Origin of the sequence: Actinomadura sp. 9N215 (assembly GCF_044326345.1) — a bacterium.
Classification (GTDB): Bacteria; Actinomycetota; Actinomycetes; order Streptosporangiales; family Streptosporangiaceae; genus Spirillospora.
Map to the genome: position 1 here is coordinate 511,542 of NZ_JBIRBA010000002.1, position 18,338 is coordinate 529,879.

At 72.5% G+C, this 18,338-nt stretch carries 17 protein-coding genes; 13 read left to right on the forward strand and 4 right to left on the reverse strand.

Annotation, left to right across the window (positions count from 1 at the left end; translation table 11 throughout):
• Positions 1 to 69: 69 nt before the first annotated feature.
• On the reverse strand, positions 70 to 1,041 hold the full coding sequence (corA, locus tag ACH34T_RS05045; protein ID WP_395990752.1) for a magnesium/cobalt transporter CorA: 972 nt from the start codon (positions 1,039 to 1,041) through the stop codon (positions 70 to 72).
• Positions 1,042 to 1,117: 76 nt separating this feature from the next.
• Between corA and ACH34T_RS05050 the strand changes: the two genes are divergently transcribed.
• The 7 genes from ACH34T_RS05050 (at position 1,118) to mshC (ending at position 7,663) form a co-directional block, all read left to right on the forward strand.
• The gene (locus ACH34T_RS05050) at positions 1,118 to 1,846 is read left to right on the forward strand and encodes an MSMEG_4193 family putative phosphomutase (protein WP_395990753.1); all 729 of its coding nucleotides are present in this window, start codon (positions 1,118 to 1,120) and stop codon (positions 1,844 to 1,846) included.
• A gap of 10 nt (positions 1,847 to 1,856) precedes the next feature.
• On the forward strand, positions 1,857 to 2,405 hold the full coding sequence (locus ACH34T_RS05055; RefSeq protein WP_395990754.1) for a DUF3090 domain-containing protein: 549 nt from the start codon (positions 1,857 to 1,859) through the stop codon (positions 2,403 to 2,405).
• Positions 2,406 to 2,525: 120 nt separating this feature from the next.
• Positions 2,526 to 3,317, forward strand: a complete 792-nt coding sequence (locus ACH34T_RS05060) for an SCO1664 family protein (RefSeq protein ID WP_395990756.1) — start codon at positions 2,526 to 2,528, stop codon at positions 3,315 to 3,317.
• 266 nt (positions 3,318 to 3,583) lie between these two features.
• Positions 3,584 to 4,348 (forward strand): NRDE family protein, encoded by a 765-nt coding sequence (locus ACH34T_RS05065; RefSeq protein WP_395990758.1) that lies wholly within the window; start codon positions 3,584 to 3,586, stop codon positions 4,346 to 4,348.
• 124 nt (positions 4,349 to 4,472) lie between these two features.
• Entirely contained in the window at positions 4,473 to 5,390 is a 918-nt protein-coding gene (locus tag ACH34T_RS05070; protein WP_395990759.1) for an ABC transporter permease, read from the forward strand.
• Positions 5,387 to 6,343 carry an ABC transporter permease gene (locus tag ACH34T_RS05075; protein ID WP_395990760.1) on the forward strand — a complete coding sequence of 319 codons (957 nt, stop codon included), beginning with the start codon at positions 5,387 to 5,389 and terminating at the stop codon, positions 6,341 to 6,343. The genes ACH34T_RS05070 and ACH34T_RS05075 overlap by 4 nt, the downstream gene beginning before the upstream one ends.
• A gap of 69 nt (positions 6,344 to 6,412) precedes the next feature.
• Complete coding sequence (mshC, locus tag ACH34T_RS05080; protein ID WP_395990761.1) at positions 6,413 to 7,663, forward strand: cysteine--1-D-myo-inosityl 2-amino-2-deoxy-alpha-D-glucopyranoside ligase; 1,251 nt, start codon at positions 6,413 to 6,415, stop codon at positions 7,661 to 7,663.
• Here mshC and ACH34T_RS05085 read toward each other — a convergent pair.
• From ACH34T_RS05085 to ACH34T_RS05095, 3 genes are all read right to left on the reverse strand, one after another.
• The gene (locus ACH34T_RS05085) at positions 7,656 to 9,218 is read right to left on the reverse strand and encodes a serine/threonine-protein kinase (protein ID WP_395990762.1); all 1,563 of its coding nucleotides are present in this window, start codon (positions 9,216 to 9,218) and stop codon (positions 7,656 to 7,658) included. The genes mshC and ACH34T_RS05085 overlap by 8 nt on opposite strands.
• A gap of 278 nt (positions 9,219 to 9,496) precedes the next feature.
• The gene (locus tag ACH34T_RS05090) at positions 9,497 to 10,339 is read right to left on the reverse strand and encodes a PAC2 family protein (protein ID WP_395990763.1); all 843 of its coding nucleotides are present in this window, start codon (positions 10,337 to 10,339) and stop codon (positions 9,497 to 9,499) included.
• Positions 10,340 to 10,543: 204 nt separating this feature from the next.
• On the reverse strand, positions 10,544 to 11,002 hold the full coding sequence (locus tag ACH34T_RS05095; protein WP_395990764.1) for a universal stress protein: 459 nt from the start codon (positions 11,000 to 11,002) through the stop codon (positions 10,544 to 10,546).
• A gap of 101 nt (positions 11,003 to 11,103) precedes the next feature.
• On the opposite strand from ACH34T_RS05095, the gene ACH34T_RS05100 reads away from it, so the two are divergent.
• From ACH34T_RS05100 to ACH34T_RS05125, 6 genes are all read left to right on the forward strand, one after another.
• Complete coding sequence (locus tag ACH34T_RS05100) at positions 11,104 to 11,772, forward strand: HAD family hydrolase (protein WP_395990765.1); 669 nt, start codon at positions 11,104 to 11,106, stop codon at positions 11,770 to 11,772.
• A 364-nt stretch (positions 11,773 to 12,136) separates the two neighbouring features.
• Positions 12,137 to 12,568 (forward strand): hypothetical protein, encoded by a 432-nt coding sequence (locus ACH34T_RS05105; protein ID WP_395990766.1) that lies wholly within the window; start codon positions 12,137 to 12,139, stop codon positions 12,566 to 12,568.
• A 759-nt stretch (positions 12,569 to 13,327) separates the two neighbouring features.
• Positions 13,328 to 14,320: an ABC transporter permease gene (locus ACH34T_RS05110; RefSeq protein ID WP_395990767.1), complete on the forward strand. Its 993-nt coding sequence runs from the start codon at positions 13,328 to 13,330 to the stop codon at positions 14,318 to 14,320.
• A 45-nt stretch (positions 14,321 to 14,365) separates the two neighbouring features.
• A complete protein-coding gene (locus tag ACH34T_RS05115; RefSeq protein WP_395990768.1) occupies positions 14,366 to 16,132 on the forward strand; it encodes an ABC transporter substrate-binding protein in 1,767 nt (588 codons plus the stop codon).
• 104 nt (positions 16,133 to 16,236) lie between these two features.
• Positions 16,237 to 17,250, forward strand: coding sequence for an ABC transporter permease (locus ACH34T_RS05120; protein WP_395990769.1), 1,014 nt, complete (start codon positions 16,237 to 16,239; stop codon positions 17,248 to 17,250).
• On the forward strand, positions 17,250 to 18,317 hold the full coding sequence (locus ACH34T_RS05125; protein WP_395990770.1) for an ABC transporter ATP-binding protein: 1,068 nt from the start codon (positions 17,250 to 17,252) through the stop codon (positions 18,315 to 18,317). The genes ACH34T_RS05120 and ACH34T_RS05125 overlap by 1 nt, the downstream gene beginning before the upstream one ends.
• The last annotated feature ends 21 nt before the right edge of the window (positions 18,318 to 18,338 follow it).

Here is an 18,338-nt window from a genome sequence, read left to right on the forward strand (position 1 = left end):
CAATGTAGCGGTCCGCCGCCGGGCCGGAGTCGGCCGCTCCTGGTCCGCCGCTCCTGGTCCGCCGCCGGGCTACAGCCAGCCGCTCCTGCGCAGGCGGCGGAACAGCAGCACGCAGATCACGGCGATCACAGCGAGCACGACCGGGTACGACCACGTCCACTTCAGCTCGGGCATGTGGTCGAAGTTCATGCCGTAGATCCCGGCGATCGCGGTCGGCACCGCGATGATCGCGGCCCACGCGGAGATCTTCCGCATGTCCTCGTTCTGCTGCTTGCCGAGCAGCGCCAGATGCGCGGTCAGGACGCTGTTGAGCAGTTCATTGTGCGCGTCGACCTGCTCGTCGACGCGGAGCAGGTGGTCCAGGACGTCGCGGAAGTACTCGCGGGTGGAGCCGCACTCGGCGACCCGTCCCCGCACGATCTCCTCCAGCACCGGGACGAGCGGGTCCTCCGCGCCGCGGAACTCCAGCACCTCCCGCTTGAGGGAGTGGACGGCCTCGGTGACGTCCCGCGCGCCCGGGTTGAACACGGCCTTCTCCAGGCCGATGATGTCGATCTCCACCTCGTGGGCGACGACGCCGTACCGGTCGACGACCTCGTCGCACACCGAGTACAGGACGGCGGTGGCGCCGTGCTTGAGCAGCTCGGGCGCGTCCTCCAGCCGCTTGCGGACCGGCCCGAGCGGGTTGCCCGCGCCGTGCCGGACGGTGATGACGAAGTCCGGGCCGAGGAACACCATGATCTCGCCGACCTCGATGTCGGACGTCTCGTCGACGTAGGCGAGGGTCTTCAGCACGATGAGGAGCGTGTCGTCGTAGCGCTCCATCTTCGGCCGCTGGTGCGCGGTGACGGCGTCCTCGGCGGCGAGGGGATGCAGTTTCAGCTCGTCCCTGACGAGCTCGAACTCCTCCTCGTCGGGTTCGAACAGGCCGATCCAGACGAAGCAGTCGCCCTCCTCCCGGGCGAGGTCGAAGGCGTCGCTGATGTCGCCGTCGATGTCGCGACGGGTCCCGTCGGCGTAAATGGCCTTGTCCACGATCACACGCCGCATTGTCCCGCATTCGCGGCGCGGACGGCACCGCGTCCCGGACCGCCGGTCATCTCCTAGAGTGGCCGCTGTGACGACGCTTCTCCTGGTACGGCATGGCCTGACCGCGATGACCGGCCCCGTCCTGGCCGGGTGGACGCCCGGGGTCCCCCTCGACGAGCGGGGCCGCGCGCAGGCCGCCGCGCTCGCCGCCCGGCTGGTGCCGCTGCCGCTCGCCGCGATCGTGGCCAGCCCCCTCGAACGCTGCGTCGAGACCGCCGAGGCCCTCGCCGCGGCGCGGGCGGCCGGACCGGACGCCGCGCCCGCGGAGAAGATCGAGACGGACGAGCGGTTCGGCGAGGTCCGCTACGGCGACTGGACGGGCCGCCCCCTCAAGGAACTCGCCGAAGAGCCCCTCTGGCGCGTCGTGCAGGCCCACCCGAGCGCCGTCCGGTTCCCCGGCGAGGACGGCGAGTCCCTCGCGGCCGCGCAGCACCGCGCCGTCGCCGCCGTCCGCGACTGGAACGAGCGGATCGCCGCCGGCCACGGCCCCGACGCCCTCTACGCCGTGTGCAGCCACGGCGACATCATCAAGGCGGTCGTCGCCGACGCGCTTGGGCTCCATCTCGACCAGTTCCAGCGGATCCAGGCGGACCCGGCGTCGCTCACCGTCATCCGGTACACCGAAACGCGTCCGTTCGTCGTCCGCGTCAACGACACCGGCGGCGACATCTCCGGTCTCGTGCCCGAATCGTCCGGTGAAGACGGCGGCGGAGAGGGACTCGGGCCGGGTGACGCGGTCCCCGGCGGCGGCGCGTAGGGTCTTTGTCATGCCCGTCATCTCCTACGACCTGCCGGAGCGTTTCGTCGCCGGCGCCGTCGGACGGCCAGGCGACCGCGCGTTCTTCCTGCAGGCCCGCTCCGGTCGCCGCGTCACCAGCGTCGGCCTGGAGAAGTTCCAGGTGACGCTGCTGGCCGAACGGCTGGAGGAGCTGCTGGACGAGGTGCTGCGGCGCAGCGGCGGGGAGGCCCCGGTGCCCGCCGTCACCCCGTCGGAGCTGGTCGACGACGGGCCGCTCGACCAGCCGGTCGAGGAGGAGTTCAAGGTCGGCACGATGGCGCTCGCGTGGGACCCCGACGACGAGCAGGTCGTCATCGAGGCGCAGGAGGTCACCGAGACCGAGGAGGACACCGAGGTCGGCGAGGACGACCCCGCCATCGCGGTGCTGCGGGTGCGGATCAGTGCGGCGCAGGCCCGCGCGTTCGCCGAGCGGGCCCTGAAGGTCGTCGCCGCCGGGCGCCCGCCGTGCCCCCTGTGCGGGCTGCCCCTCGACACCGAGGGGCACGTGTGCCCGCGCCAGAACGGATACCTCGGCTGAGATGACGCCCCGAGCCCGCCTCGTCCGCATGCGCGCCGTTTCTGGAACGTCCCGGCCCGCCGGGGACGAAATGGGCCCGTTGTGCTGGATCATGGACGGCGTGGCCGGAAGAATGAACGCATGACGCAGTCCTCCCGGGACCGGGCGCCCGCGGGCGACGCCGCCGGGGGCGGCGCGCCCGGACAGCCGGTCTCCCCCCGCGACGTCGCCGCCGCCGAGCGGCTGCTGTGCGCCGGGCGGCTCAGCGTGGAGGGGCGGCTCGTCCAGGCGTCCAACGCGACGCTCTACTGCTCCGTCGAGCACGACGGCCAGGCCGCGAGCTGCGTCTACAAGCCGGTCGCGGGGGAGCGCCCCCTGTGGGACTTCCCGGACGGCACCCTCGCCGAGCGCGAGGTCGCCGCCTACGAGGTGTCCAAGACGATGGGCTGGGGCACCGTCCCGCCCACCGTGCACCGCGACGGCCCCTACGGACCCGGCATGGTGCAGCTGTGGGTCGAGCCCGACCCGGACGTCGACCTCGTCGCGCTGTCCCGCTCCGACGACGACGCCGTCCGCCGCATGGCGGTGTTCGACGCGGTCGTCAACAACGCCGACCGCAAGATCGGCCATCTGCTGCCGCCGGGCGACGGCCGCGTCTACGGCTGCGACCACGGCGTGTGCTTCTCCGTCGAGTACAAGCTCCGCACGGTGCTGTGGCAGTGGCGCGGCAAGCCGCTGACCTCCGAGGCGCTGGAGGCGCTGGCGCACGTCAACGACGCGCTGCGCGGCGGCCCGCTCGGCGCCCGCCTGGCCGAGCTCCTCACCCCCGACGAGGTCGACGCCACCCGCCGCCGCGTAGAGCTGATGCTCAAGCACCGCATCCACCCCTACCCCCCGGAGGACTGGCCGGCCATCCCGTGGCCGCCCCTGTAGTGAGGGGGGACGACCCCCCACCCCCCGTCACGAGCCGGTCGATCCTCACGCCACGGTGCGGGTTTCCGCGACCGTGCGGGTTTGTGACGTGTCGCTGCGGTCGCCCGGCTCGTCGGGCCGTGCGACCTCCGGCGCGGGGCGCCTCCGGCCGCACGGCCCGTGACCCCGGCTGAGGTCTTGTCCAGGGGTGGTGTCGTGACTCGTCCAAGGATCGGGGGTCAACCCCGAACGTTTGGTGGGATGGGCGTGGTGGTGCAATTGGGGGCATGTGTACGGCGATCATCAGTTTTGAACCGTCCTCCCCGGTGCCGGTGCTGCTCGTCGGTGTGCGGGACGAGTTCGTCGCGCGGGAGTGGGAGCCGCCGGGACGGCACTGGCCGGACCGGCCGAGTCTCGTCGCCGGGCGCGATCTGCGGGCGGGCGGGACGTGGTTCGCCGTGGAGCCCGGCGCGCCGCGCATCTCCACGGTGCTGAACGGGCGCGGGCGGATGGCGCCCGAGGCCGGGCGGGCCTCGCGGGGCGTGCTGCCGCTGCGGGTGGCCGCCGACGGCAAGCTCGGACGGGTCGACCTGGCCTCGTTCGACCCGTTCCACCTCGTCGGCGCCGAACCCGACCGGGTGCGGCTGTGGAGCTGGGACGGCGCCGACCTCGCCGAACGGGACCTCGGCCCCGGCCTGCACCTGATCGTCAACAGCGGGCTGGAGGGCGCCGGGCAGCTCGAAGGGGCGACGGAGGACGCCTACATGTCGGCCCGGCTCGGGCACTTCCGGCCGCGGCTGGCCGCGGCGGCCCGTCCCGAGCCCGGACCGGACGAGCCCCTGGAGCGGGCCTGGGGCGAATGGCTGCCGCTGGTCGACGGCGACGGGCTGGCCCGCGCCGACCACCGGTCCCTGCTGCCGCTGCTCGACCTCGGCGAGGGACGCGTGTGGGGCACCACCTCGGTCAGCCTCACCTCGCTCGGCGCGGTCGGCGTCCGGTACGACTTCTCCGCCGTCCCCGGCGACGCCGGCGCCTGGACCCGCGTGCTGTAGCCGCCGTTTCCGCCAACCGGCGGCGGCGCGATGACGCTCGGTGCTAGCTTGGCCACTTATCGCGATCCGCGAGGGGCGGCGGGGGCCGCCCGGGGGCCGGTCGCCAGCAGACGGGGAGTGCGCGGTGGCAGGGGTGGCAGCGGGGGCTCCGGCGCGCGCGCCGTCCCGGCTCGCCTGGGCCCGCTTCCGCCGCGACCGGGTCGCCGTCGCGTCCGTCGCCGTGCTGCTGCTGATCGCGGTGTTCGCGCTGCTGGCGCCCGTGTGGGCGCACCTCACCGGCCACCCCTACGACCGGACGTTCCCCGAGACCGGCCTGGACGTCGCCGGGCAGCCCCGCGGGCCGGGCGTGGAGTTCCCGCTCGGCGCCGACCAGCTCGGCCGGGACGTCCTCGTCCGCGCCGCCTACGGGACGCGCGTGTCCCTGGTCGTCGGGGTCTGCGCGGCGCTGCTCGCCACCGCCGCCGGAACCGCCGCGGGAACGATCGCCGGATACGCGGGCGGCGCCGTCGACGCGCTGCTCGCGCGGCTGATGGACCTGACGCTCGCGCTGCCCTACCTGCTCGTGGCGATCACGCTGGCGACCACGTTCCGGGTCTCGTCGGCCGCCGCCGGGCTCGCCCTGACGGTGCTGGTGATCGCGTTCTTCTCGTTCGCGGCGGCGGGCCGGGTGATCCGCGGGCAGGTGCTGGCGCTGCGGCGCAGTGAGTTCATCGAGGCGTCCCGCGCGCTCGGCGCCGGCGACGCGCGGATCATGGTCGCGGACGTCCTCCCGAACCTCGCCGCGCAGATCACCGTGCTGGCCTCGCTGCAGATCCCGGCGGCGATCGTGTTCGAGGCGACGCTGTCGTTCCTCGGCGTCGGGGTGCCGCCGCCGGTGCCGAGCCTCGGCTCGATGCTCGGCGAGGGCGGCGACGTGTTCCGGTCGGCGTGGTGGCTGCTCGCCGTCCCGGCCGCGCTGCTGCTGCTGACCACGCTGGCGTTCAACCTGGCCGGCGACGGGATCCGGGACGCCCTCGACCCGCGCGCCGGGAGCGGGCGGTGAGCCGGGGCCTGCCGCGGTACGTCCTGCGCCGGCTGCTGTACTCGGCCGTCGTGCTGTGGCTGGTGTCGACGCTGGTGTTCGTGTTCCTGCACGTCTCGCCCGTCCCGGTGGAGCGGGTGATCGGCGGCCCCCGCGCCACCGCCGACACGCTGGAGCAGATCCGCGCCAACCTCGGGCTGGACCGGCCCGTCCTCGTCCAGTACTGGCGGTTCGTCGAGCGGCTGCTGCGCGGCGACCTCGGCGACTCCTACATCAGCGGGACGCCCGTGTCGGCGCTGATCGCCGAGCGGCTCCCGACGACGCTGTGGCTCGTCCTCGGCGCCGGAGTGCTGTGGTTCGCGGGCGGCGTCGGCCTCGGCGTGCTCAGCGCGTCCAAGGCGCGGACGGTGTGGGACAGGGCCGTCACCGTGTTCGTGCTGATCGGCCTGTCCACGCCCCCGTTCGTGCTGGCCCTGGCGCTGCTCTACGTGTTCGCCACCGGGCTCGACCAGGCCGGCGTCCCGCTGTTCGAGGCGGGGCCGCCGCTGCAGGAGCACTTCTTCCAGCGGATGATCCTGCCGTGGGCCGCGCTGGCGTTCCTGATGCTCGCGTCCTACACGCGCCTGACCCGCGGCGCGATGCTGGACGTCCTCGGCGAGGACTACGTCCGGACGGCCCGCGCCAAGGGCCTGCCGGAGCGCCGCGTCGTCCTGCGGCACGGGCTCCGGTCGGCGCTGACGCCCGTCGTCACCCAGTTCGGCATCGACCTCGGCGCGCTCGTCGGCTCCACGATCGTCACCGAGAAGGTGTTCGGGCTGCAGGGCGTGGGCCAGCTCGTGTACCAGTCCATCGCGGTCGGCGACACCCCGGTGATCATCGGGGTGACGCTGACCGTGACGCTGTTCGTGATCGCCGCGAACCTGCTGGTGGACGTCGGTTACTCGGTCCTGGACCCGCGCGTCCGGCTCGGCTGACCGGACACTCGCGACACTCGCCGCGATCTCGCCGCAAACCCGCGAACAGGGCATGGATAAGCTTTCCGTATGCGATCGTGGCCCGCCTCAGAAGTCCCCGGCCTTCCCGACGCGGGCCTGCCCGCCGCGACCCGGCCGCTCCGCCTGCACGACACGGGGACGGGCACGGCTCGTCCCGCCGGGCCCGCCGAGCCCGGCGGCACCGCCCGGATGTACGTGTGCGGGATCACCCCCTACGACGCGACGCACCTCGGCCACGCCAACACCTACCTGGCGTTCGACCTCGTCAACCGCGTCTGGCGGGACCTCGGGCACCGCGTGCTCTACATCCAGAACGCCACGGACGTCGACGACCCGCTCCTGGAACGTGCCCGGGACACGGGGGAGGACTGGCGCGCCCTCGCCGACCGGGAGATCCAGCTGTTCCGCGACGACATGACGGCGCTGCGGGTCCTGCCGCCCGACCGGTACGTCGGCGCCGTCGAGGCGATCCCGCTGATCGTCGAGATGATCGAGAAGCTGCGCGGCCGCGACGCCGCCTACGAGCTGGCCGGCGACGTGTACTTCCCCGTCTCGGCCGACCCGGCGTTCGGGCAGGTCAGCGGCCTGACGCGGGACGAGATGGCGCCGCTGTCGGCCGAGCGCGGCGGCGACCCGGACCGGCCGGGCAAGCACGACCCGCTCGACCCGATGCTGTGGATGGCGAAGCGCCCCGGCGAGCCCGGCTGGGAGTCGCCGTTCGGCGAGGGCCGCCCCGGCTGGCACGTCGAGTGCTCCGCGATCTCCATCGAGTACCTCGGGATGGCGTTCGACGTCGAGGGCGGCGGCTCCGACCTGGCGTTCCCGCACCACGAGATGAGCGCCTCGCACGCCCAGGTCGCCACGGGGGAGCGGCCGCACGCCCGCGCCTACGTCCACGCCGGGATGGTCGGCCTGGACGGCGAGAAGATGTCCAAGTCGCGCGGCAACCTGGTGTTCGTGTCGAGGCTGCGGCGGTCCGGCACCGACCCGATGGCGATCCGGCTGGCGCTGCTGGCGCACCACTACCGCGCCGACTGGGAGTGGACGCAAGACGCCCTGGACGAGGCCGCCGCCCGCCTGCGCCGCTGGAGCGCCGCCGTGTCGCGGCCGTCCGGGCCGCCCGCGGGGCCGGTCGCCGCCGCCGTCCGCGACCGTCTCGCCGACGACCTCGACGCCCCCGCGGCGCTGGCGGCCGTCGACGCCTGGGCCGCCGCGGAGGGCACGGACGAGACCGCCCCGGCGCAGGTCAAGGCCATCGCCGACGCCCTCCTCGGCGTCGCGCTCCAGGCCGTCACCTGAGGACGTAGCAGTCCCAGTCGGACGGGTTGCCCGCGTCGCCGCGCAGCCGCGCCTCGGCCTCGGGGTGGTATTGGGACGCGCACACCGTCGTCATCGACGAGATCGGGGTGTCGACGCCGATGTCGCCGTCGCGGGGCACGCAGTACCACTTGGTGCTCCGGAACTGGGCGTCCCGGTCGCGGGCCGCGCAGTACTTGGCGGGGCTGGGGGAGCCGAGCACGACCGGCTTCGGCGGCGGGTCGCTGGTGGCCGGCGGGCCTCCGCCGTCTCCGCCGCCGGGACGGGTGCCGCCGCCGGGGCCCGGACGCCCCGACGCCGTCGATCCCGACGCCCCCGCGCGGGTACGGCTCGGCTTGGCGGACGACGGACCGGACGACGGGCCCGCCGTCGACCCCGGGGCGGTCACCTTCCCGTGCGGCCCGCCGGCCTCGGGCGAGTCGTCGCCCGGCCGCTCCAGCAGGGTGTATCCCGCGGCCCCGGCGAGCGCCGCGACGACGGCGGCGGCGAATCCCGCGACGACCGCCCGTCCCACCCGGCGGCGCCGCCGGGGCGGCGGACGGGGGCCGCCGGCGTCGGGTCCCGGGTCGGTGGCGGCGGGCGGCAGGGTGTCCGCCCCGGCCCCGCCGCCCGGCTGCCCGCCCGGCATGGGGCCTGGCGCGGCCGGTATGGGGGCCGCCACCGGTGCCGGGGGAGGCGCCGGGATCCCCGACGGGGACGTCGCGGCGGCCGCGGCCGCGTCGAACGCGTCCTCGTGGCCGACGAGCCGCAGCAGCAGCTGCGCCGCCGTGGGCCGCGACCCGGGTTCCTTCGCCAGCGACGCGGCGACCAGTTCGCGCAGCTCGCCGTCCAGGCCTCCGAGGTCCGGGTCGTAGTGCAGGACCCGGTACATGACCGCGGGAATGGAGTCGGAGCCGAACGGCGGCCGCCCGGTCGCCGCGAACGTCAGCGTCGCGCCCCACGCGAACACGTCGGCGGCGGCGCCGACGTCCTGCCCGGACACCTGCTCGGGCGCCATGTAGGCGGGCGTTCCGACGGCGCGGCTGCTCACCGCGCTGGCCGCGTCCAGCACCCGCGACAGCCCGAAGTCGATGACGCGCGGACCGTCCGGGCCGAGCAGGACGTTGTGCGGCTTGAGGTCGCGGTGCACGATCCCGGCGCGGTGGATGGCGGTGAGCGCGCTGGCGGTGTTGACGGCGAGCCGGTCCAGCGCGCCGCCGGCCATCGGCCCGTCCCGCGCGACGACGCGGCTCAGCGACTCGCCGGGGACGTACTCGCTGACCAGGTACGGGCTGTCGCCGGCGACCTCGGCGTCCAGGAACTGGGCGGTGCAGAACCGGGCGACCTGCTTGGCGACCTCGGCCTCCCGGACGAACCTGGCCCGCGCGGTGGCGTCGTCGTCGAACTGGACCCGCAGGAGCTTGACGGCGACGCGCTCGCCGTCCGCGCCGGCGCCGAGGTAGACCGTGCCCTGCGCGCCGGAGCCCAGCCGCCCGAGCAGCTCGTAACGGCCCAGGCGGGTGGGGTCGTGGGGTTGCAGCGGGTGGGCGTCCGGCAACGGGGAGCTTCCTCTCGTCCGTCCTCTGCTGGGCGGGGCTGCCCGTCAGAGTAGGCCCGCCAGCTTATAAAGGACCAGCGAAATGCCTGTTACGCGCCCGCGCGATAGACGGAAATGACCGGATCGCCGGTTCTGGTGCGAACGCGGCAACGCCCCTGGGGGCGCGTCTCCGGGCTCGGCGGGCCCCGCATGCCTCGCGCGCGACGCGGGCCGGGCGGGCGCTCGTGCGTCTCCGGGCTCGGCGGGCTGCACCGGCCGGCCGGGCGGGGCGGGGGCGGTCAGCCCGGGTCGCGGCGGCGGAGGTAGCGCTCGAACTCGCGGGCGATGGCGTCGCCGCTCGCCTCGGGCAGCTCGGTGGCGTCCTTCTGCTCCTCCAGCGTCCGGACGTACTCGGCGACCTCGGAGTCCTCCTCGGCGAGCTCGTTGACGCCGTTCTCCCAGGCCCGCGCCTCCTCGGGCAGCTCGCCCAGCGGGACGGTCACGTCCAGCAGGTCCTCGACGCGGCGCAGCAGCGCCAGGGTGGCCTTCGGCGACGGCGGCTGCGCGACGTAGTGCGGCACGGCGGCCCACAGCGACACGGTGTCGAGGTCGGCCTTGGCGCACGCGTCCTGCAGCACGCCCAGGATGCCGGTCGGCCCCTCGTACCGCGCGGGCTCCAGGTGCAGCGTGCCGACCAGCCCGGCCTCGGACGCCGCCCCCGTCACGGGCACCGGCCGCGTGTGCGGCGCGTCGGCGAGCAGCGCGCCGAGCAGCACGACGTTGCGGATCTCCAGCTCCAGCATCAGCCCGATCAGCTCGCGGCAGAACGACCGCCACCGCATGTTCGGCTCGATGCCGTGCAGCAGCACGACGTCCTTGCCGCCGGGCAGCCGCGCCCACGACACGCGGGTGGTCGGCCAGGTGATGCCGCGGGTCTCGCCGTCGGTCATCTCCACGATCGGACGGGTGACCTGGAAGTCGTAGTAGTCGTCGGGGTCGAGTTCGGCGATCGGCACCGCCTCCCAGGTGGCCTCCAGATGCGCGATGACCCCGCTGGCGGCCTCCCCGGCGTCGTTCCACCCCTCAAAGGCGGCCACGAGCACCGGATCGACCAGTTCGGGCAGACTTTCCAGCTCGACCACGCGCTGCCTCCTTCCGACGCCCAGGTACAGCGTCATCGTCGGGGGCCGTCATTCCCGGGGTCGGGGCCCCGCTCATGATCGGTGGCTGTCAGCCTACGTCCTGACGGTGACGTACCCCACCCTTCCGCGCCCCTACGCCCGCCCTGTACGCCCGCGGCGGAATGCCGGGCGGGACGCCGGCGGCGGAATACCCGCGGTCCGCCATCACTTACCGTCAGTGGTGTGGACGATCAGCACGTCACAGGGGGAGCGGTGCGACAGATTCGCCGGGACGGACCCGAGGATGCGCCCGGCGAGGCTGTTCAGCCCGCGGTTCCCGATCACCACCAGGCCGGCGCCGCGCTCCCTGGCCAGCCGGGAGATCACGTCGACGGCGTCGCCCTCGACCGCGACCTGGTCGATGTCGACCGCCCCGGCGGCGACGGCCCGCTCCCGCGCGGCGCGCAGCGCGTCGTCGGCGGGCGTGGACCCCTGCACCTTGTACGCCAGGTCCCCGAGCCGGTCGGCGGCGCTGGCGCGCTCCCGCGCGGGCATGGGGCTGTAGGCGGTGGCGAGGAGCAGGGTCGCGCCGGTCGCGGCGGCCAGCTGCGCCGCCCGGTCGACAGCCCCGAACGAGGAGTCCGAGCCGTCGGTGCCGACGAGGATGATGCGGTACGCGCTCATGCCGTTCCTTACCCGGTAGTAGGTTACTGGGGGCACGGTATCGGTCAGGTGACCCGTCCGTCACCGTCTCTTTGCACACGCCGTCCAATGAAGGGAGCGCCGTGACCCGCGGCTGCCCGCAGGCCGTGCTGTTCGACATGGACGGCCTGCTCATCGACTCCGAACGCGTCTGGCTCGAGGTCGAGTCCGAGGTCATGGCGTGGCTGGGCGGCGTGTGGACCCCCGCCCACCAGGAGCGCCTCGTCGGGGGCTCCCTCGCCGTCGCCGTCGACTACATGCTGGAGCTGACCGGCGCCGACGCCCCGCCCGAGGAGGTCGGCCGGCGGATGCTGGACGGCATGGCCGAGCGGCTCACCGCCTGCGTCCCGATGATGCCGGGCGCCAAGGACCTGCTCGCCGAGGTCCGCGCGGCGGGCGTCACGGCGGCGTTGGTGTCCTCCAGCCACCGCCGCCTCATCGAGCCGGTCCTGGACGCGATCGGCCGCGAGCACTTCGCGCTGAGCGTCGCCGGCGACGAGGTGGCGCGGACCAAGCCCGACCCCGAGCCGTACCTGACCGCCGTCGCGCGGCTCGGCGCCGACGCGGGCCGCTGCGTCGTGCTGGAGGACTCCCCGAACGGCGTCGCGGCGGCGGAGGCCGCGGGGTGCGTCACCGTCGCGGTGCCCGGCGTCCTGCCGATCCCGCCCGCGCCGGGACGGACGGTGGTGGCGTCGCTGCGCGAGGTGAGCCTGGCGACGCTGCGCGCCCTCCCCGCGTTCGCCGGGGCGTGAGCCGCGGGGGACCTCGCGTCCGGACGCCCGTCCGGTCACGGCGCAGGCCGATGGGCGGCGAGGTCGCGGGCCTCCATCCGGCCGTCGCCCAAACGTTGCCGGACCTTGACCTGATTTGTGGCTTTTCGCCGGATTCGTCCTGCGGCGGGCGGCGCGCGGCGGCGGGCGTGTGACGGCGGTGTGCGCCGGTGGCGGCAGAGCCCGCTGATACCTGCGAGGTGGTCCCTAGGGGACGGATCACGCCGGAGGAGGAGGCCCGCCCGCCGACAAACCGTCCGCCGGGAGGACCGGAACCCCCGTCCGGCGTGTGACGATGGAGAAGAGCGTCAGCGTAGGGATCGAAGCGTAGGGATAGAGGGCCGGCATGAGCGACGCAGCCATTTTCGCGATCAGCCTCGGAGTGACCCTTCTCGGACTGGTCATCAGCTGGGGGGCCTTCCGGCGCCGCGGCGCGGGCGTGGGCCTGCGCGGCGCCGCGCTGTCGCTGGTGCCGCTCGCGGCGGCGATGACCGGGGTGACCGAGTTCTTCGTCGACCTGGCCTTCAGCCCGGTCAAGTGGGCGGGCGTCGCGGTCGCGGGGCTCGCCGTACTCCTCTACATGACGTCCGGCGCCATGATGAGCCGCGCCGCCGGCTCCGGCGGCGGGAAGAAGGCCGCCGAGGGCAAGGACGCGCGGCCGAAGTCCGCCGGGCGGTCCGGCAAGGCGAAGGGCGCCGTGGAGGGGCCCGCGCAGGGCGGCGGCGACCCCGAGCTGGCGGAGATCGAGCGGATCCTGCGCGACCGCGGCATCTCCTGACCGGCCCCCGCCCGACCCGCATACGAAATCCGGCGGGCCGGGACGTCCTCCGCGATCCGGGGACGTCCCGGCCCGCCGCGCCGCGTCCGGCACCGCCCACGTGTCCCGCCCCGCCCGCCGCCCGCGGGTAACTCGTCCGCGGCGCCAGTCCGCCCGCCGTCCGCGTGTCCCCAGTCCGCCCGCCGTCCGCCCGCCGCCCAGTCGGCCCGCCGTCCGCCGCCCGCGAGTTCCCGTCCTTGTCGCCCGCCGCCCGCGCCGCCCGCCGCCCGTCAGCGCGGCCCGTCCGTGTGGTCCTTGCGCCCGGTGTCCGTGTCGTCCGTGCCGTGTCGGCTCGTCCGTCGCGCTCGGTTCGTCCGTCCCGTCCGTCGCGCTCGGGCCGTGACCCTTCGCCGTGACCCGATGTGCCGTGCCCGCCGTTGACCTGCGGAGAAACGGTCTCGGAACGGACTCAGTCCGATAAAGCTTTCTGGTCTAGACCGGCTGCGTATTGCCTGCGAGGGTAGCGGCGAACGTACTATTCGGGCGATTTGTCCAACCCGGCGTCCGGGCGCGTGTTCCCCAGATGACGACGAGATCACAAGTCAGATACGGGTACTGGCGAAGGTCGCTTCACGGATGGACAGTCGTGCCCGAAGGACTACGTTTCCCTTCAGCGAACGCGGCGTAACGGGCACGGGGGCAGCGGATGATCTCCGCGGCCGCCGGTCGTACGCCGGCGGCATGGCCGAACCAGTGGCCGGACGGTAGGAGGTATGGAGCGTGGCCGCACCCATCGAGGTGACCGGGTCCGACAAAGAGGCTCAGCCGGAATCGGTACTGGCCGGCGTCGACCGCAAGAAGATCCAGGGACGCTCCCTCGGGCAGATCGCCTGGTTGCGGCTCAAGCGCGACAAGATCGCCCTCACCGGCGCCGTCGTCGTGATCCTGCTGATCCTCGTCGCCATCTTCGGCCCGTACTTCGTCCAGGACCCGCTGAAGTACCACCAGAACCTGATCGACCCGACCTACAACCGTCCGAAGTCGGGCATCTGGCACTCCGGCATCAGCGGTGACCACTGGCTCGGCGTCGAGCCGGGCACCGGCCGCGACATGCTCGCCCGCATCGTGCACGGCGCCCGGATCTCGCTGCTGGTGTCGTTCCTCGCGACCCTGATGTCCGTCGTCATCGGGACGATCATGGGCATCACCGCCGGGTACTTCGGCGGCTGGGTCGACTACGTCATCAGCCGCGCCATGGACGCCTTCCTGGCCTTCCCGCTGCTGCTCTTCGCGATCGCGCTGGTCGGCGTCGTCGCCGACGACGCGTTCGGGCTCAGCGGCAACGGCCTGCGGGTCACCGTGCTGATCTTCGTCATCGGGTTCTTCAACTGGCCCTACATCGGCCGCATCATCCGCGGCCAGACGCTGTCGCTGCGAGAACGCGAGTTCGTCGACGCGGCGCGCAGCATGGGCGCCCGCAGCCACTACGTGCTGTTCAAGGAGATCCTGCCGAACCTGGTCGCGCCGATCCTGGTCTACTCGACCCTGCTGATCCCGACCAACATCCTGTTCGAGGCGGCCCTGTCGTTCCTCGGCGTCGGCGTCAACCCGCCCACGCCCTCGTGGGGCGGCATGCTGACGCTCGCGGTGCCGATCTACGAGTCCGACCCCGCCTACATGATCATTCCCGGTATGGCCATCTTCATCACCGTCCTCGCCTTCAACCTGTTCGGTGACGGGCTGCGGGACGCTCTCGACCCTCGGTCCAAGTGACTCGGGTTCTTACCGACCCGTCTAATTGAAGGGGTGCGCCTGCACATGAACAAGATGAGACCGATCGCGGTCCTGGCGGCCGGGGTGGTCGCGGCCGCGGGGCTGGCCGCCTGTGGCGGCGGCGACGACGACGGCGGCTCGGGCAGCGGCCCGGGCTACAACGCCGGCGTGAACGAGGTCGTCAACAAGTCGGACAAGAAGGGCGGCACGCTCAAGTTCGCCAGCTCCGACGACTGGGACTCTCCTGACCCCGGCAACACCTATTACGCGTTCTCGCAGAACTTCGCCCGGCTGTACGGGCGCGGCCTGACGACCTTCGCGCCGACCGCGGGCGACGCGAGCCTGAAGGTCGTCCCGGACCTCGCGACCGACCTCGGCCAGGCCAGCGACGGCGGCAAGACCTGGACGTACAAGCTGCGCACCGGCGTCAAGTACGACGACGGCAGCACCGTCACGTCCAAGGACGTCAAGTACGCGGTCGAGCGCAGCAACTTCTCCGACGAGCTGCAGGACGGTCCGAAGTACTTCAAGCAGTACCTCGTCGACAACGACCCGAAGTACAAGGGCCCGTACAAGGACAAGAGCGACGAAGGCCTGAAGTCCATCGAGACCCCGGACGACCAGACGATCGTGTTCCACCTGAACACGCCGTTCCAGGAGTTCGACTACCTGGTCGGGATGTCGCAGACGATGCCGGTGCCGAAGGCGAAGGACACCGGGCTGAAGTACGAGAGCGCGATCGTCTCCAGCGGTCCGTACAAGATCGACAGCTACACCCGCGGCAAGTCGATGACGCTGTCGCGCAACCCGAACTGGAACAAGAGCACGGACCCGATCCGCAAGGCGCTGCCCGACAAGATCGAAGTCCAGCTCAAGCAGAACGCGGACGACATCGACCAGCGGCTGCTCGCCGGCTCGGCGGACGTCGACATCGCGGGCGTCGGTGTGCAGTCCGGCACCCAGCCGAAGGTGCTGGCCGCCGACCAGAAGCCGTACGTGGACAACCCCGTCCAGGGCTTCCTGCGGTTCATGTCGCTGAACGTCCACGTCAAGCCGCTGGACAACATCCACTGCCGCATCGCTGTGCAGTACGCGACCGACAAGGTCGCCGCGCAGACCGCCTACGGCGGCCCGCTGGCCGGCGGTGACATCGCCACGACGGTGCTGCCCCCGACGGTCGCCGGCTATGCCAAGTTCGACCTGTACCCGCAGAAGCAGGCCGAGGGCGGCGGTCTCGACCAGGCCACCCTCGCGAAGGCCAAGCAGGAACTGCAGCTGTGCAACCAGCCGAACGGCTTCAGCACCAAGCTCTCGGCCCGGTCCGACCGGCCGAAGGAAGTCGCGATGGCGCAGGCCGTCCAGCAGAGCCTGGCCAAGGTCGGCATCAAGGCCGACATCGTGCAGTTCCCGGCCGGTGACTACTTCTCGAAGTACGTCGGCGTGCCGAAGTACGTCCACGACCACGGCATCGGCATGATGATCATGGCGTGGGCGGCGGACTGGCCGACCGGCTACGGCTTCCTCTCGCAGATCGTCCACGGGAAGGCGATCAAGCCGTCCGGTGGCAACAACCTCGCCGAGCTCGACGACCCGAAGGTCAACAAGGGCCTCGACGACGCCATCCAGACCCCGGACGAGGCGGCCCGCCTGAAGGCCTACGGCGAGGTCGACAAGGTGATCATGGGGACGGCCGCGGAGGTCCCGCTGGTCTACGCCAAGGCGCTGATGTACCGGCCGAAGCGTGTCACCAACGCGGGCATCACCTACTCCTACGGCGGAATGTACGACTACCTCAACATGGGCGTGGAGTAACGGTCCGCTCGCTCATGCGTCCCTCTGAAGGCAGGTGAAGGCGACGCCCGCCGGCCGGGTCAGGACCCACAGGTCCGCCCGGCCGGCGGGTGGGGCCGCGCAATGTGTTCGCATACATCATCCGGCGCCTCATCGGTGCCGTCTTCATGTTGCTGCTGGTCAGCCTGGTGACCTTCGGCATCTTCTTCGGGCTGCCGAAGCTGGCGGGGCAGACCACCGACCAGATCGCGGCCGGGTACGTCGGCAAGGCCCCGACCAAGGAGGCCATCGCGGCCACGACGGAGCGGCTCGGCCTCGACGACCCGATCCTCGTGCAGTACGGCAACTACATCAAGGGCATCGTCGTCGGCCGGGACTACAAGGCGGGCCCGACCACCGACCACTGCGCCGCGCCGTGCCTCGGGTACTCGTTCCGCAGCAGCCAGCCCGTCCGGGAGACGCTGATGGACCGGGCCCCCGCGACGGTGTCGCTCGCGGCCGGCGCCGCGCTGATCTGGCTCACCGGCGGCATCCTGATCGGCGTCCTCTCGGCGCTGCGGCGAGGGAGCCTCTGGGACCGGACGGCGATGATCATCGCCTTGAGCGGCGTCTCGCTCCCCATCTACTTCACCGGCCTGGTGTCCCTCGCGCTGTTCTCCTACGGGCTGGAGATCTTCCCCGGCGGAGGCAGCTACCGGGGGATCACCGAGAATCCCGTGACGTGGTTCCAGTCACTGGTGCTGCCATGGGTGACGCTCGCGTTCCTTTACGCGGCGATGTACGCGCGGCTCACCAGAGCGGGCATGCTGGAGACGATGAACGAGGACTTCATTCGCACGGCCCGCGCCAAGGGGCTGCCGGAGAAGACCGTCGTCACCAAGCACGCGCTGAGAGCGTCGCTCACCCCGATCATGACGGTGTTCGGCCTGGACCTCGGCCTGCTCCTCGGCGGCGCGGTGCTGACCGAGAGCACCTTCGGCATCCCGGGCCTCGGCCGCCTGTCGATCGACTCGATCCGCAGCGGCGACCTGCCCATGGTCCTCGGCGTGGTGCTGATCACCTCGTTCTCCATCGTGATGATCAACCTGATCGTCGACCTGCTGTACGCCATCGTCGACCCGAGAGTGAGGCTGGGCTGATGACCGGCACCGCCCCCGCCGCCGGCAAGCCGGGCACCGGCGAGGCTCCCGCGGCGTTCCTCGAGGTCCGCGACCTGAAGATCCACTTCCCGACCGACGACGGCCTGGTCAAGTCGGTGGACGGGCTGTCGTTCCAGCTGGAGCGCGGCCGCACGCTCGGCATCGTGGGCGAGTCCGGGTCGGGCAAGAGCGTCACGAGCCTCGGCATCCTCGGCCTGCACAACAAGCGCAACGCCGACGTGTCCGGGGAGATCTGGCTGAACGGCAAGGAGCTCGTCGGCGCGTCCCGGAACGAGGTCCGCCGGCTCCGCGGCCGCGAGATGGCGATGATCTTCCAGGATCCGCTGTCGTCGATGCACCCGTTCTACACGGTCGGGCACCAGATCATCGAGGCGTACCGGGTGCACAACGACGTGTCCAAGCAGGTCGCGCGCAAGCACGCGATCGACATGCTCGGCAAGGTCGGCATCCCCAAGCCGAACGAGCGGGTGGACGACTACCCGCACCAGTTCTCCGGCGGCATGCGGCAGCGCGCGATGATCGCGATGGCGCTGTCCTGCGACCCGGAGCTGCTGATCGCCGACGAGCCCACGACCGCGCTGGACGTGACCGTCCAGGCGCAGATCCTGGACCTGATCCGCGACCTGCAGCAGGAGTTCAACTCCGCCGTCATCATGATCACTCACGATCTGGGCGTGGTCGCGGAGCTGTCGGACGACATCCTGGTGATGTACGCGGGCCGCTGCGTCGAGTACGCCTCCGTGGACTCCGCCTTCCACCGGCCGCTGCACCCCTACACGTGGGGGCTGCTCGGCTCGATGCCGAGGCTGGACCGGGAGCGCACCGAGCGGCTGCTGCCGATCGTCGGGTCGCCGCCGAGCCTGATCAACGTGCCGTCCGGGTGCGCGTTCCATCCGCGCTGCCCCTACGCGGACGTGAACGGCGACAAGAGCACGACGGAGCGGCCCGAGCTGATCGAGCTCGAACCCGGCCACAAGGCGGCGTGCCATCTGCCGCTGGAGAAGCGGCGGGAGATCTGGGCCGACGAGATCCGGCCGAAGCTGTGACGAGCACGGGTGGGAACGAGA